Source organism: Flavobacterium muglaense (assembly GCF_014305155.1).
In the GTDB taxonomy this organism is placed as follows: Bacteria; Bacteroidota; Bacteroidia; order Flavobacteriales; family Flavobacteriaceae; genus Flavobacterium; species Flavobacterium muglaense.
The window spans coordinates 1-16312 of the sequence record NZ_JACRUK010000065.1; the positions used below are offsets into that span (position 1 = coordinate 1).

At 34.9% G+C, this 16312-nt stretch carries 12 protein-coding genes; 7 read left to right on the forward strand and 5 right to left on the reverse strand.

The features are described 5' to 3' along the window. The 3 genes from H8R24_RS16495 to H8R24_RS16505 all read left to right on the forward strand — a co-directional run. Positions 1 to 2851 (forward strand): T9SS type B sorting domain-containing protein (locus H8R24_RS16495; RefSeq protein WP_187021303.1); only part of this gene is annotated, 2851 nt, incomplete at its 5' end. A gap of 55 nt (positions 2852 to 2906) precedes the next feature. Next, positions 2907 to 3833, forward strand: a complete 927-nt coding sequence (locus tag H8R24_RS16500; protein WP_187021305.1) for a PorP/SprF family type IX secretion system membrane protein — start codon at positions 2907 to 2909, stop codon at positions 3831 to 3833. Positions 3834 to 3843: 10 nt separating this feature from the next. Then, the gene (locus H8R24_RS16505; protein WP_187021307.1) at positions 3844 to 5784 is read left to right on the forward strand and encodes an OmpA family protein; all 1941 of its coding nucleotides are present in this window, start codon (positions 3844 to 3846) and stop codon (positions 5782 to 5784) included. Between the two features lie 87 nt (positions 5785 to 5871). Here the strand turns inward: H8R24_RS16505 and H8R24_RS16510 are convergent, their stop codons facing one another. The 4 genes from H8R24_RS16510 to H8R24_RS16525 all read right to left on the reverse strand — a co-directional run bounded on the left by H8R24_RS16510 (position 5872) and on the right by H8R24_RS16525 (position 11669). Further along, entirely contained in the window at positions 5872 to 6321 is a 450-nt protein-coding gene (locus H8R24_RS16510; RefSeq protein WP_187021309.1) for a hypothetical protein, read from the reverse strand. A 70-nt stretch (positions 6322 to 6391) separates the two neighbouring features. Further along, a complete protein-coding gene (locus H8R24_RS16515; protein ID WP_187021311.1) occupies positions 6392 to 9823 on the reverse strand; it encodes a hypothetical protein in 3432 nt (1143 codons plus the stop codon). An 83-nt stretch (positions 9824 to 9906) separates the two neighbouring features. Next, positions 9907 to 11163: an aspartate kinase gene (locus H8R24_RS16520; RefSeq protein WP_187021313.1), complete on the reverse strand. Its 1257-nt coding sequence runs from the start codon at positions 11161 to 11163 to the stop codon at positions 9907 to 9909. Positions 11164 to 11189: 26 nt separating this feature from the next. Continuing rightward, the gene (locus H8R24_RS16525) at positions 11190 to 11669 is read right to left on the reverse strand and encodes a GNAT family N-acetyltransferase (RefSeq protein WP_187021315.1); all 480 of its coding nucleotides are present in this window, start codon (positions 11667 to 11669) and stop codon (positions 11190 to 11192) included. A 160-nt stretch (positions 11670 to 11829) separates the two neighbouring features. Between H8R24_RS16525 and fbp the strand changes: the two genes are divergently transcribed. Next, a complete protein-coding gene (gene fbp, locus H8R24_RS16530) occupies positions 11830 to 12849 on the forward strand; it encodes a class 1 fructose-bisphosphatase (protein ID WP_187021317.1) in 1020 nt (339 codons plus the stop codon). 58 nt (positions 12850 to 12907) lie between these two features. Here the strand turns inward: fbp and H8R24_RS16535 are convergent, their stop codons facing one another. Further along, positions 12908 to 13345 carry a tellurite resistance TerB family protein gene (locus tag H8R24_RS16535; RefSeq protein ID WP_187021319.1) on the reverse strand — a complete coding sequence of 146 codons (438 nt, stop codon included), beginning with the start codon at positions 13343 to 13345 and terminating at the stop codon, positions 12908 to 12910. Positions 13346 to 13530: 185 nt separating this feature from the next. On the opposite strand from H8R24_RS16535, the gene H8R24_RS16540 reads away from it, so the two are divergent. From H8R24_RS16540 to H8R24_RS16550, 3 genes are read left to right on the forward strand one after another with little or no spacing between them, the layout of a single operon-like run. Next, a complete protein-coding gene (locus H8R24_RS16540) occupies positions 13531 to 14124 on the forward strand; it encodes a HupE/UreJ family protein (protein WP_187021321.1) in 594 nt (197 codons plus the stop codon). Positions 14125 to 14128: 4 nt separating this feature from the next. Beyond that, positions 14129 to 14560 (forward strand): deoxycytidylate deaminase, encoded by a 432-nt coding sequence (locus tag H8R24_RS16545; protein ID WP_187021323.1) that lies wholly within the window; start codon positions 14129 to 14131, stop codon positions 14558 to 14560. Next, positions 14561 to 16147 (forward strand): S41 family peptidase, encoded by a 1587-nt coding sequence (locus H8R24_RS16550; RefSeq protein ID WP_187021325.1) that lies wholly within the window; start codon positions 14561 to 14563, stop codon positions 16145 to 16147. It abuts the gene before it with no gap. Positions 16148 to 16312 lie beyond the last annotated feature (165 nt).

Below are 16312 nucleotides of genomic sequence, written 5' to 3' on the forward strand. Positions count from 1 at the left end.
AGACGAACCTAACGAAACCTTTACCATCCATAACGGAACAGTAAGTGCTACGGGTACGATCTTAGACGATGACAATGTACCAACGGTAACTTCTATTACACCATCGAGTGCAACCGAAGGAAGCCCAGTAGTATTTGACTTTACATTGAGTAACCCAAGTGCAGTTGATACGACCTATACCTTTACGTTAACCAATGGAACTGCAGGAAGTTCGGATTACACCACCACAGATGTAGTTGTGATTGTACCAGCAGGAGCGACAACAGGAACGGTAAGTGTACCAACGACAGATGATACAATTGATGAATTAGACGAAACGTTCACAATAGCAAATGGATCAGTAAGTGCAACAGGAACAATAGTAGATAATGACAATGTACCAACGGTAACTTCTATTACACCATCGAGTGCAACCGAAGGAAGCCCAGTAGTATTTGACTTTACATTGAGTAACCCAAGTGCAGTTGATACGACCTATACCTTTACGTTAACCAATGGAACAGCAGGAAGTTCGGATTACACCACCACAGATGTAGTTGTGATTGTACCAGCAGGAGCAACAACAGGAACGGTAAGTGTACCAACGACAGATGATACAATTGATGAATTAGACGAAACGTTCACAATAGCAAATGGATCAGTAAGTGCAACAGGAACAATAGTAGATAATGACAATGTACCAACGGTAACTTCTATTACACCATCGAGTGCAACCGAAGGAAGCCCAGTAGTATTTGACTTTACATTGAGTAACCCAAGTGCAGTTGATACGACCTATACCTTTACGTTAACCAATGGGACAGCAGGAAGTTCAGATTACACCACCACAGATGTAGTTGTGATTGTACCAGCAGGAGCGACAACAGGAACGGTAAGTGTACCAACGACAGATGATACAATTGATGAATTAGACGAAACGTTCACAATAGCAAATGGATCAGTAAGTGCAACAGGAACAATAGTAGATAATGACAATGTACCAACGGTAACTTCTATTACACCATCGAGTGCAACCGAAGGAAGCCCAGTAGTATTTGACTTTACATTGAGTAACCCAAGTGCAGTTGATACGACCTATACCTTTACGTTAACCAATGGAACAGCAGGAAGTTCAGATTACACCACAACAGATGTAGTTGTGATTGTACCAGCAGGAGCAACAACAGGAACCGTAAGTGTACCAACGACAGATGATACAATTGATGAATTAGACGAAACGTTCACAATAGCAAATGGATCAGTAAGTGCAACAGGAACAATAGTAGATAATGATGGACCAGAAATAATTTTGATTCCAGAATCAGGAACGTTTACTGTTGCAAATGGAGGAACTATGCCAAGCGTTACAGGTAATGATACTATTAATGGTTTACCATTAGATAGCACACCAACAGGAAACGTTGTCCTTAGAGCTACAGGACCGTGGCCAACAGGTATGCTATTAGATCCAAGTGCCGGTACAGTTAGTATTGCAGCAGGTATTGCTCCAGGTGTTTACAATGTAGAATATACAGTTTGTGATAAATTAACACCTCAGACTTGTGTGTCAATTACAGATGTGATTACAATTACAGCAACTGTTAATCCAGTAAAAGAAGACGTAACTATTCCTTCAACAGGAGGCGTAATACCAAATATAACATCTAATGATAGTGTAAACGGAGTAGCAGCAGATATCACTCCTAGTGGGAATGCAACAATATCGCCAGCAGGTACATGGCCAGCAGGAATTACGTTGGATCCATTAACAGGAATTGTAACGGTTCAATCAGGAACCGTTCCGGGAGTCTATAGCGTTGAATATATATTGTGTGATAAATTAACTCCACAAACTTGTTCTCGAGTATCTAATGTGATAACAGTGACTCCAGTTATAGATCCAGGAAAAGAAGATTCGACTATTCCATCAACAGGAGGTTCAACAACAAGTGTTGTTTTGAATGATAATGTTAATGGTTTACCAGCAGACATTTCACCAACTGGTAATGCAGTGATAGCAATATCAGGAACTTGGCCAAGTGGAATAACGTTAGATCCAGCAACGGGAATAATAACTGTAGCTCCAGGAACGGCAGTTGGTGTTTATAATGTAGTGTATACATTGTGTGATAAGTTAACTCCACAAAGTTGTGCAACAATGACAGACCAAATAACAATTGGACTGGTTAGCGTTCCTAGTATATCATTAGTTAAAAATGCTATCTTTAACAATGAAAACGGAGATGCATTTGCCCAACCAGGAGAAACAATTACCTATAGTTTTGTAATTACAAATACAGGAAATGTGCCATTGACTAATGTAACAATAACAGATTTGTTACCAGGAGTAGTGTTGAGCGGAAGTCCTATACCGGTATTGACAGTGGGTGGAATTAATAGTACAGCTTATAGTGCAGTTTACACAGTTACTAAAGATGATATTACTATAGGTTTACTGACAAATATCGCCGATGTAAGCGGTGCCGATCTAAGCGGTGCAATTGTTACAAATACAGCTTCTGTTGATACAACATTAGACGAAGATGGTACTGTAGTTGGTAAAGAATTTGGTTTAGAAATTTTCAATGCAGTTTCGCCAAATGATGATGGTAGAAATGATTTCTTTAGAATCGAAGGTATTGATGCCTACCCTGACAACACGGTTGAAATATACAACAGATGGGGAGTATTGGTGTATGAAAGAAGTGGTTATGACAATGATAGTAAAGCCTTTAGAGGTATATCTGAAGGAAGAGCTACTGTGAATCAGTCCGCACCATTGCCAACAGGTACTTATTATTATATTGTAAAATATGTTGATAGTAAGTCAGTAGGTCGCTCAAAAGCAGGATATTTATACTTAAATAGATAAAAAAAATCGTATCCTTAGGGAGTTTGAACTCCCTAAGGTTTAATAAAAAAAGACAATGAAAATAAAGTTATTATACGTTTTAGTATTGTTCTCAGGCTGTATCTATGCACAACAAGATGCACAGTTTACCCAGTACATGTACAATACCATAAATATCAATCCTGCGTATGCTGGATCTCGAGGATCACTCAATGTGTTTGCGTTGCATCGTACACAATGGGTTGGTTTGGATGGAGCGCCAGTTACAAGCACCTTATCTGTTAATACTCCAATAAAAGAGAGTAATTTAGGACTAGGGGTATCTATTATAAGCGATAAGATAGGTCCTTCAGAGGAGACTAATATTTCAGTAGACATGGCGTATAGTATTAATACTTCGGATAACTTTAAATTGTCATTTGGAATCAAAGCTTCTGCTAATTTATTGAATATCGATTTTAATAAGTTGGCTAAATACGACAGTAATGACAACATTTTTGCCTACAATGTTGATAATCGATTTTCGCCAAACATAGGAGTTGGTTTGTATTATCATTCAGACAAAACGTATGTTGGTATTTCTGCGCCTAATCTTTTAGAGACCAGGCATTTTGATCGTTATGCATCTGCAGGGTCTAATAGTCATTTAGCCAATGAGAAAATTCATTATTATTTAATAGCAGGTCATGTATTTGATTTAAATCCGAATGTAAAATTCAAGCCATCGGTACTTACCAAAGTCGTTCAAGGAGCGCCTTTGCAAGTAGATGTATCGGGGAACTTTATGATCAACGATAAGTTTGTAGCAGGTGTTGCTTATAGATGGAGTGCTGCGTTAAGTGGTATGGTAGGATTTCAGGTTAACAACTCATGGTTTATAGGATATGGATATGACTTAGAAACCACCAGATTGACAAATTATAATTCAGGTTCACATGAGATCTTTTTAAGATATGAATTGTTTAAAAACTACAACAAAATAATCTCACCACGATTCTTCTAATTCATTTATTATGAAAATAAAATTATTTATTTATACTACATTATTATTTGTACTTAGTTTTTCAGGTCAAAGCCAAGAGAAAAAGATCAATGCGGCCGACAAGAAATACGAACAGTATGAGTATGTAGATGCGATCTCTACTTACGAGAAAGTAGCCGAGAAAGGGTATAAGGACGAGCAATTGTTTCAAAGATTAGGGAATGCCTATTATTTTAATGCCGATTTAGAAAAAGCAGGTAAATGGTACGAGGCACTTTTTGAAATGAACAAAAACCAAGCTCCAGAATATTTGTATAGGTATTCACAAACGCTAAAATCAGTAGGTAATTACGATAAGGCTACAAAGATATTAGAACAGTTCAATAAAGAATCGGGAAACGATCTTAGAGCTAAATTGTATGAAAAGCATAAAAACTATCTAGAGGAAATCAAGGCCAATTCAGGTCGATTTAAAGTTGAAGATGCAGGAGTAAATTCGGAGTATTCAGATTATGGAAGTTCATTTTTAGGAGATCAATTGGTTTTCGCTTCGGCTCGAGATACAGGAGGTGTTTCAAAAAATGTATTCAAATGGACCAATCAGTCATTTACCAATTTATATACTTCAAAAGAAGGAACAAATGGCACATTAGAAAAGCCGCAACGCTTTGGTAATAAAATAAATTCAAAATTCCATGAGGCTACTCCCGTTTTTACTAAAGATGGTAAAACGATGTATTTTACAAGAAATAACTATTTAGACGGAAAAAAAGGAAAAGACAGTAAAAGAGTCACCTTATTAAAAATCTACAAAGCATCATTGGTCGAGGGACAGTGGAGAAATGTTACAGAACTTCCATTTAATAGTGATCAATATAGTGTGGCACATCCTGCGCTTAGTGTTGATGAGAAAACATTGTATTTTGCTTCGGATATGCCAGGTACATTAGGGCAGTCGGATTTATTTAAAGTTGCTATAAACGCAAACGGGAGCTATTCTACCCCAGTAAATTTAGGGCCACAAATCAATACAGAAGGACGAGAAACTTTTCCAACGATCAGCGCCGAAAACGATTTGTATTTTGCAACAGATGGCCGTCCGGGATTAGGAGGATTAGATATTTATGTTACTAAGTTAGACCAAGCAGAGGGTTTTACCGACATTCAAAATATTGGAGCGCCAGTGAATAGTCCAAAAGACGATTTTGCTTTCTTATTAGATACCGCTTCTAGAAAAGGATTTTTCACCTCGAATAGAGATGGCGGACAAGGGTATGATGACATTTATAAATTTGTAGAAACCAAGAAACTGTTGTGCGAACAAAGCTTAGCGGGAGTTGTGAAAGACAAAGAATCAGGCGAGTTGTTAGTAACGGCAAAGGTTAGCTTATTTGATGAGAATTTCAAGACGATCCAAGAAACTACATCCGATGTTTCAGGAAAGTATAGTTTTGCAGTAGTATGTGGAAAAACATATCATGTACGTGCAGAGAAAGAGAATTATGAGACCAATGAAAAAGGGATTGCAATTGCAGCGGTCTCAGGTTCCGGAAAATTGGATTTAGATTTAGAGAAACGCATCAAGACCATTGGAGTAGGAACAGATTTAGCTAAAACATTGAACATTCCAATTATTTACTTTGACTTAGATAAATCATTCATTAGAAAGGATGCTGCCTTTGAGTTGGAGAAAATCATAGTTGTAATGACTGAATTCCCTAAACTTAAAATAGACATTCGTTCACATACCGATAGCCGTCAAACGGTACGATATAATGAGGCGTTGTCAGACAGAAGAGCTAAGTCTACAAGAGATTGGTTGATAAAACGCGGTATTGATTCAAGTCGCTTAACAGCCAAAGGATATGGAGAATCACAATTAGTGAACAACTGTGGAGATGGAGTTAACTGTTCAGAAGAAGAGCACCAAGCAAACCGTCGAAGTGAATTTGTTGTTGTATCAATGCAGTAATAAAAAGCAAATACACATTAGATATATTAAAAAATCGGCTATTCAATTGAGTAGCCGATTTTTTTTGTGCCAAATATTATCTTTAGATTATTCTATATATGTTTTGTTACCGTTTTTATTGATGTAGTATTTTCCACCTTTTGGCCCTGTGAATACTTTTTTTCCATTGTGTTCTCCAGTTGCTTTGTCAGCTACTTTTGGCGCTTTTTCTTTTGTTTCTTTTAATTTTTGTTCAGACTTTTTAGTTTTAGCAGTAGGTGCTATTGTTTTTCTTTTGTCTGCAGTTAATTGTTTTTTAGCTTCTTTGTCAGTGTTCGCTTTTTGTTGAGCAGAAGCTTCTTTTTTAGCAGCGATTGTAGCTTTTCTTTTTTCGTTGGTAGCCTCTTGCTTCGCTTTTTTTTCTTTTTCAGCTTTAGCAATTGCTGGGTCTACTTTTTCGGTTTTTACTTTTATAGGTTTCTTTTTGGTTGTTACTTCTTGAGCATAAAAGCTATTTGTAAACACGAATGCAATGCATAACAATAATACTTTTTTCATATTGAGTTGGTTTAGGTTGTAAAATGATTTTTACCACAAAAAACACAGAGCAATAATTAAGCCAACTTATTTAGAAATAGGCTCTAAGTTGTATGTTTCCCGTATGTATAGTTTGACTAGTTGCGCTTTTGCGTCCTTGATAATTTAAGTTAATATCAAGAAATTGTGTTATGTTTTTTTGCAGTAGTAATCTCCAAGTTATGTTTTGGCCTGTTTGTAAGCCTTCGAGCATTTGAAAACCTACGGATGAGAATTGATTGCCATTAAACTTGTTTTGATAAAATGATAGTTCGCCATTCATAGTTATCTTTTTATCATTGGCATAAGAAAAGGAAGTTCCGAAGCGATTTTGATTTAGTATTTCAAAATTCCCTATTTTGTTTTCTTTGGTTTGTAGTTCATAGAAGAGATCTAAGCTAGTGTTTTTGGAAAACAAATAACTAATTTTTGGGGCCAATTGATATCCGGTGATAGTGTAGTTTTTCTCGGCAAAATTTTCAGAGATAGTCGCTGTCGCTATTGTTTTTGCGAAAGCGCTAAACAACCAACTTTTATGATACAAATGAGAGTACTGAAATTGATGGGAATTGTTTGTCGATTCTTGTGAGCCGATCGATAGTAGATTGTTAGTTTGATTTTGAATATAGGAATAAGTCATAGAATGATTTTGTTTTCCTCGATTGTAAAACAAACTATTTCTAAAGCTAGAGCTTAATCCTAGAACTGTTGCTGCTGGAGTGGTGAATGGGTTGAATTCAAAATTGTCACCGTTGTTTTTTATTTTTCGATCAATTAGAAAAGAAGCTTGATTGTAGAATAGCGATAAGAATTTTTTGAAGCCAGTTTTATTTTGCCATTGTGTAGGGTTCATGACAAGCGATTGGGAGAATTTAGTTTGATGGGTTTTGATATAGATTCGGTTGGGTAGATAAACTCTAATATATTTTGCTTGATCTATAAAAGCGGCAACTTCAAATTCTTGTAGTTCTTGAATTTTATTATTGTTGTAGTCGTTCCAGGTGTATACGCCTTGTCCTGCGGGCACTTCTAGATAAGTGAATTCTTGCTGTGGTAATGTGCCGGAATTCGTTTCGTATGCGGTGGTGCTTTGAATCAGTTGGTTAATAAAACGTTTATTGTATTGCACTCTAGAGTTTAGGGAAGGCTCTCGTTTTTTTGAGTTATTGGCATAATTTAAAACTCGGTAATTTGCATATATCGACAAGTCGCTTGTGTTGTTTTGAATCAGTTTTGATTTTAAATAAAAGGTTTCAGAGCTATTAACTCTTACTAATTGGTTGTTTTGAATGCTATCATTTACACGTTTTAGAATTCCTATTTGTGCATATACAGATGTGCTGTCCCCGCGACCAACAAATAAACCATATTCTGAAAACTTTTGAGTTAACGATGTTAACTGATTGGTTGGTTTGTATATTTCTTGGTTATTTTCTGAGCGTTGACTGACTCCAATCCAATTTTTGGTATAATGATAACGTAGTTGAGATTGTATTCTAAGAAATTTTGAATCATTTAAAGTAGCTTGACTTTGAAGATAGCTGCTGTGATTTTTAAAAATCCAATTTTGAGTCTTGTATTGGGTATTTATAAGATGTCTATTTCCAGAGAAGCTTTCTGTAAAATCTAGTTTTTCAAATTGATAATTGAAAAAGGCTGTGTTTTTGTTCGTTTTGAAGGGTGCTAAATTGAAATTGAGGCCAGTTGTAAGTAAGCTTTGGTTTCCAGTATTGGTATTAGTTAAATTCCAGTCTCTATCAAATTCAATGTTATAGAGTCGTTCTACTGTATTGAATGTTTTTTCAGTAAATTGGTACTTGGCAAATGCATCTAATGTCCATTTTTTTGAAAATAGTCTTTTTTTAGTGTTAATTCGGGCGCTAATCCCTTTATTGTTTGAATCGTCTTTATTCGAAAAAAGGTTGACATCTTTATTACTTACTCCTACTTCAAAGTCTACTAATGTTTTATTTGAAGGGTTGTATTTACCCATAAACGTTGCTACTTGTAATTTTGTAGGAGCTACTAGTTGGATCACGGGCTCATAGTTTCCTTGAAGAATATTGTTTAGAGGTGCTACATACTCATAGATAGCAGTAAGGTTTGAGCTGTTTTTTAAAATATAATTACCTTGATTTGTTCCTACGGAGGTGAATCTCACATTAAACAATTCATCGTCAGGATTATTGGAATATTCGAAAATTGAAATAGCATTTTGTGTTTTTTTGGCATAGAGCACTTTATTGTTGGAGTAACTGTCAGCGTAAGCCGATGGCGCAACCATTAAACTGGAATTGTCTCCTGCATTTACTAAAATTTGAGCCTGTTCTGAAGATAAGTTTTGTTGTAAGGGTTGGTTTTTAAGGTCGTTTTCAGAATACAAGTAGCTGCCAAAACTCCATTTTTTATTTTCATGTGTTGCTCCCACATAAGTAACCATGCGGGTGTAGTTTCGGTCTGTATATTGATATTCGACAGCAATACGCATTTCAGAAGTTACTGTAAAAAGCGGTGTAAATATTATTTCTCCAGCGTTATAATCAATAGTATAGTCGTTGTTTTCTCCTCTTTGCAACAGTATTCCATTGACATAAACTCTTTCTGAGCCAGAAACCACAAGCACGTACAATTCTCCATTTTGGCCTTTTAATTTATAGGGTCCTTGGTTTCCTTCAATTCCTACAAAGTTACTTTTGGCATATTGTCCTTTTACAAGGGCAACGGATGCGAAGACATTAGTTTTGTTTTGATTGGTTCCAAATTTAAAATCGGTTGAAATTCCTTGAACTTTTTTGTTGAAGCTTAAAAATTGAGATTGGTGGTTTTCGAGAAAAACATCTCCTGCTCTAATGTTCCAGTCATCACTGTAAAGTTCCATGAAAATGTTGTCAAATTGATCGAGTTTTTGAGAATAACCTCCATCTTGTAGCGGAATATTACTGTCTTGGAGCGAGGCTCTTAAGTAAACTTTATCGGATATTTTTCCGGTTATTTGAAGGTCTAAATTAGAGTTTAGCACCGTGTTTTGGTTATTTCCAATAGTGATTCCGCGGGTAATGCTTCCGGAAGTGTTTAAACCGTCAAAAGGAATGGTTTTTGGTGTGGTGTTAGGGTCAATATTATACTTTCTCCCCGCATTTATATCAGTACTTACTAATCGGCTGGGATCATAAATGGTATATTCCTTTGTAAGGTATTCTGGGTATTTGAGGTAATCTGCAGTGATAGAATCAAGTGTACTGTAGATTTCTTGTTTTAAAATGAGGACGCCTTTCTTAAAGTCTACTTGATACAATACAGAGTCAATTACTTTGTTGTTCAGGTCTCTTAGTTGTAAAAAGCTAGCATTAATACTTTCGTTTTCTAATCGAATAGTATCCTTTGAAGTTGCTATTTTTTTGCTTTTATATAATGATGTGTTTTCCTGGGCATGAATCCCAGAAAAACACATAATCATTACTATTAGCAGAATTTTTTTTAACATAAAGAGGATAACGTCGATATGTCAAAAGTAGTGTATTCTAAATAATTTGAGCTATTGTAAAAGGATGCGCTACTTAAAATAAATTAGTTTTCGCTAGTTACAATTTGCATTGTCTCTGTACTAACTTGTTTTAAAATCACCTTTTTTCCTTGTTCAACAGTTAGAGCTGCTTCATCATTAAAATGTCTGATGGTGTATAAAGTTACGTTTTGACTAAAATCAACTTTAAATTTCTTAGATAAAATGGCGTTCATTTCGGTAAAATTATCAAATTTGTCTTCGACACAAACCGAAAAACTAATAGCTGAATTCTGAATTAAATTCACTTTAAGTTTAAACTGGTGAAATAACGCGAAAATCTCACTGATGTTTTCTTCCATGATGAAAGAGAAGTCAATAGATGAAAGCGAAATCAATAATTGGTTTCTTTTTACAATAAAACAAGGTAAATAAGGCTCTAATGCCACACCTTTAGAAACACTTGTGCCTTTTAATAGCGGATTGATAAATGATTTTACATATAACGGGATTTCCTTTTTTTGTAGTGGCTGCAACGTTTTTGGGTGAATAACAGTTGCTCCATAAAATGCTAATTCGATGGCTTCACGATACGAAATTTGGTTCAACAGGCTCGCGTGTTCAAAATACCTTGGATCGGCATTCATAACTCCGGGAACGTCTTTCCAGATCGTTACACTTTCGGCATTCAAGCAATAAGCAAAGATAGCTGCAGTATAATCAGACCCTTCACGACCTAGTGTTGTTGTGAAGTTGTTTTCATCAGATCCTAAAAATCCTTGTGTGATGTTTAGTATTTTTCTTTTTACATTTTTCGAAATATTTTTTTGAGTCAAGTCCCAGTCTACTTCGGCATCTCTATAATTAGAATCAGTTTTTATAAAATTTCTCACATCAATCCACTGCGTTTGTATCTTCATGAAATTCATGAAATGACTAAGGATTGTTGTCGAAATTAATTCTCCATAACTTACTACTTGATCGTAAACAAAGTTGTAATTAGGAGATTTATTATGTGAAAGGAAGAACTCTAGATCGGCAAATTGAGTTTGCACAGCCGTAAAAACTTCATGTTTGTCATCTTCAAACAAATCCAATAAGATTTGGTTGTGGTATTTTTTTACTTCTTGTACAGATGAGTTTAGTTCTGCCGAATTTTCAAAATAGTTTTTGATAACCATTTCAAGTGCATTTGTAGTTTTTCCCATGGCAGAGACCACTAATAACACATCTTCGTAACCTACTTTTTGTAAAACGTCATAAACATTTTTAATTCCTTCAGCATCTTTTACAGAAGCTCCACCAAATTTGAATACTCTCATAATATTATTTAAAAAAATGTAATCTTTTATTTTAACTTATTTGTTAAGAAATCATTGATTCCTGCTTCGTCCATTTGTACAGAGTCCCAGTCTCTGAGTACTTTAGCGCCTGATTTTTCATAAAAATCAATTGCTGGTGTATTCCAGTCTAGCACATTCCATTCAATTCTTCGAACCTGATCTTTTTTTCCTTGTTTTATAATTTCAGTATATAATGCATAACCCAAACCTGTACCACGCATTTTTTCTTTTACCACTAAATCTTCTAAGTGAAGTGTTTTTCCTTTCCATGTTGAATAGCGGTAATAATAAAGTGCAATTCCTACGATTTCTTGTTCCACTTCGGCCACAAAAACTTGAAATAATGGGTTTTCTCCAAATCCATCTCGCATTAAATCTTCGGCTGTTACTAAAACGGCATCGGGTTCATTTTCAAAAATAGCTAATTCTTGAATAAGACCAAGTACTGCAACCATGTCTTCTGATTTTCCTCTTCTAATATTCATAAATTCTTATTTTTAAGGGTGTTTGCTAGAAATTTAGTTTTTTTAGCCTATTTATTTAGACAAATATACAATAGACACAAACTAAGTAAATTTTATTCAATTCATTTTCACAAAAAAGTCGATATTTGTGACTTCAAAAAAAAACTACAACGATTTCGTAATGACAGAACGTAACACAACACTAGGAGAATTTATTATTGAGAACCAAAACGCATTTCAATATTCGTCTGGCGAATTATCGCGAATTATCAATTCAATACGATTAGCAGCAAAAGTTGTTAACTATAAAGTGAATAAAGCGGGCTTAGTTGATATAATTGGTGCAGCAGGCGAACAAAATATTCAAGGAGAAGACCAACAAAAGTTAGATGTTTATGCAAATGAAGTTTTTATTCAAACTTTAATAAACAGAGAAATTGTTTGTGGGATCGCCTCTGAAGAAAATGACGAATACATTACCGTTGAAGGAAATGACAATAGCCATAACAATAAGTATGTTGTTTTAATGGATCCATTGGATGGGTCTTCAAATATTGATGTGAACGTATCAGTAGGGACTATTTTTTCGGTTTATAGAAGGATTACACCAATAGGAACTCCGGTGACTATGGAAGATTTTTTACAACCAGGGACAAATCAAGTGGCTGCAGGATATGTGATTTATGGTACATCGACAATGATTGTTTATACAACAGGTCACGGTGTTAATGGATTTACATTGAATCCAGCAATTGGTACTTTCTATTTGTCGCATCCTAATATGAAGTTTACCGAAGATGGGAATATTTATTCGATAAACGAAGGAAATTATATTCATTTTCCACAAGGAGTAAAAAATTACTTAAAATATTGCCAGTCTGAAGAAGGAGATCGACCATATACTTCTCGTTATATTGGTAGTTTAGTATCAGATATTCATAGAAATATGATAAAAGGAGGGATTTATATTTATCCAACGAGTTCTAAAGCTCCAAAAGGGAAATTAAGATTGTTGTACGAATGTAATCCAATGGCTTTTATTGTAGAGCAAGCAGGGGGTAAGGCATCTGATGGTTTTAATCGAATAATGGAAATTGAACCAACGGAATTGCATGAAAGAGTGCCTTTCTTCTGTGGAAGTTATAACATGGTTGAGAAAGCAGAGCAGTTCATGCTAGAAGCTAAATTAAGCAAGTACTAAGATTTTGTATCAAATTAGATAAAAAAAAGCTTCCGAATATTTCGGAAGCTTTTTTTATTTAGTTTACTTTTTCAACTTTCTCAATTTCCTCAAGAAAAACATCAAAGTCTGCTTTCTCATCTGCTAGTTGCAATGCTTTTCTAACAACTGCGTCTACGTTTTCTGGAGTAAATCCTATACCTAAACTTAGTTTGTGTAACATTACCTCTTGATTGTCACCTAAATGGTGGTCTACATTTACAATTCGAGCCAAATCAAATAAACGCTCAATTCGTTGTGCATTTAAGTAAGGTGGATTGATTGGGTATTTAGTAGGGTTCTCTAAAATCTCTTCGTATTCTGCAGCAGAAATTTCAAGTCTAATCGCTAATTTGTCTAAAAAAGCGCGCTCTTCTGGTGCAAAAACTCCGTCGGCTAATGCTAATCTTACAATAGATGAAAAGTGACCTTTGTTTCTTTGTTTGAATTCGCTATCAAATAAATCTGAAAATGACATAGTTAGTTTTTTATTTATATCGGACAAAGATAATTCAATTTTTAAATTATTAATTTTCTTTTTAAATTTTCTTTAACATCCTTGCTTTTAATTGTAATATTATTGTTGGAATTGCTCTTTGTAAACCAACATTTTCAAAATAAATCGTAAGTTTACAATCCCTTTATCAATTTAATAAAATACCCATGTCAGAATTTTGGATTTATTTTCAAATAGGATTAAAACACGTTTTAGATATACACTCTTACGATCATGTTTTGTTTTTAATCGCCTTAGCGGTGCCGTTTTCGTTTAAAGACTGGAAGCGTATTGTACTTTTAGTGTCCTTATTTACAATTGGGCATACGATGGCATTGGTGCTGTCGGTTTTTGGTATAATAGCTGTAAAGGTAAGCGTAGTTGAGTTGTTGATTCCTATTACTATTTTGATTACAGCCTTGTTTAATTTATTTACTGCCGGAAAATCAAATAAAAAGGAAAGTATAAATCTGGTATTCTTTATTACCTTGTTTTTTGGGATCATTCACGGTTTAGGATTTTCTAATTATTTTAAGTCTATCCTTGGCGGAAGCCCAACTTCTAAATTGTTGCCTTTGGGGGAATTTGCATTGGGAATAGAAGCAGCTCAAATTGTAGTTGTTTTTATTGTTTTGATTTTGTCGTATCTTGTTCAAACAGTCTTTCGATTTTCTAAAAGAGATTGGACTTTGGTGATGTCGGCATTTATTATCGGGGTTGTAATACCAATGATTATCGAAAATGAAATTTGGTTTAAATAGTAAAATGGAAGAAAAGAAATTAAATAAATACGATAAGGCTTATTTGCGAATTGCTACAGAATGGGGATTACTGTCTTATTGTAAACGAAAAAAAGTAGGCGCTATCATTGTTCGGGATCGTATGATTATATCGGATGGTTATAATGGTACTCCGTCGGGTTTTGAAAACTGCTGTGAGGATGACGAGGGGATTACGCGTTGGGATGTTTTACATGCCGAGGCTAATGCAATCCTTAAAGTAGCAAGGTCTACACAGTCTTGCGAAGGCGCTACCTTATATATTACACTTTCTCCCTGTAAGGAATGTAGTAAGTTGATTCATCAATCGGGTATAAAAAGAGTCGTGTACCACAATGGATATCGTGATGATTCTGGCATACAATTTTTGATAAAAGCGGGAGTCGTTGTAGAGCACATCCCATCATTAGAAGAATAAATGAAAGTTAACAAGATATATTTACCGATTCTTATTTGTGCAACACTGGCGTTGGGGGTTGTTCTTGGAAAATATTTAAAAGCCTCAGAGAATGATTCTTTGATTGCTAAAAATAGTTCTAAAAACAAGCTTAATAAATTAATCGATTTTATAGATAATGAGTATGTTGATGACGTAAATACAGATTCTATTGTAAACGTCACGGTAGATAATATTTTGGGACAACTTGATCCACATTCTGTTTACGTACCACCAAGTGAACAAACCCAAGTTGCTGAGAATATGAAAGGCAATTTTGTAGGGATTGGCGTTAATTTTTATATGTATAAAGATTCGCTGGCGATTATAAAACCGGTCGAAAACGGGCCATCTGCTCGAGCTGGAATCAAAGCTGGTGACCGAATTTTATTTGCTGATAAGACCAAGCTGTACGGTCGTCAATTATCAAGTGATAGCTTGTTTTCTTCTTTAAAAGGAAAACAGGGTTCTGAAGTTGAGTTAACGATTTATAGAAAGTCATTAGGGAAGAAAATAAAAGTAAAAATAAAAATAAAAAGAGACGTTATTCCGTTAAAGAGCGTTGACGCTTCTTTATTGTTGGACTATAGTACGGGCTATATTAAAATCAATCGCTTTGCCGAAACAACTTTTGCTGAGTTTAAATCGGGTTTGCAAAAACTTCAAAAAATAGGAGCAAAATCCTTGATTATCGATCTTAGAGATAATGGTGGCGGTTATATGGAAGAAGCGATAGAAATTGCCGATGAATTCTTAAAGGACAAGCAATTAATTGTTTTTACCAAAGATAAAAAAGGGAAAGTTGCTAAGACATTTGCTACTAAAAAAGGAGATTTTGAAGCGGGTACTGTTTTTGTTTTAATCAATGAAAATAGTGCTTCGGCTAGTGAAATTTTGGCCGGGGCCATACAAGACAATGATAGGGGAACTATAGTAGGGCGTCGTTCTTTTGGGAAAGGTTTAGTACAACGCGAAATGGATTTTGATGATGGTTCGGCTGTGCGATTAACGGTTGCACGATATTATACGCCTACAGGTCGCTCGATTCAAAAACCGTATTCAAAGGGAAATGAGTCTTATTTTAAAGAATCAGAAACTCGTTTTTTAAATGGAGAACTGTACGAGAAAGATAGTATTAAGGTAGTCGATAGTTTGAAGTTTAGAACTCCAAAAGGTAGAATAGTGTACGGAGGTGGAGGTATTGTTCCTGATGTATTTGTTCCTATTGCTACTGAGCATGGGAATGAAAATACTGTTTACTTGATGCAATCTGGTGTTGTGGGTAATTTTGTTTTTGAGCAATTAGATAGTAATAGAAATGCGTTTACAGGTTTGATTTTTAAGCAGTTTGAAGTAAAAATGGACCAAACAGATTTGTATTTTAACGCTTTTCAAAAATTCCTAGATAAAAATAATTTAAATATTAAATTGTCTAAAAATAAAGAGATTGTAAAGCGCTACCTCAAGGCTGAATTTGCAAGGCAATTATATGGCGAAACCTATTATTACAAAGTAATTTTGGTTGATGATGCTATGATAAAAGCGGTTTTGAAAAAGAATATACCGTAAGTATTGTTGCTTTTACTTTTTGTCATTCCATTCTGTTCTGTATCGAATGAGTTCTTTGTTGATCATTTCCTGAGAAGTTTTTAGTAAATAGGGCTTGCTGAAAAAGTATTCTCAATTTTCATATAACTGGATTTAATTTCACCAAATAATCACTTTCATAATTGG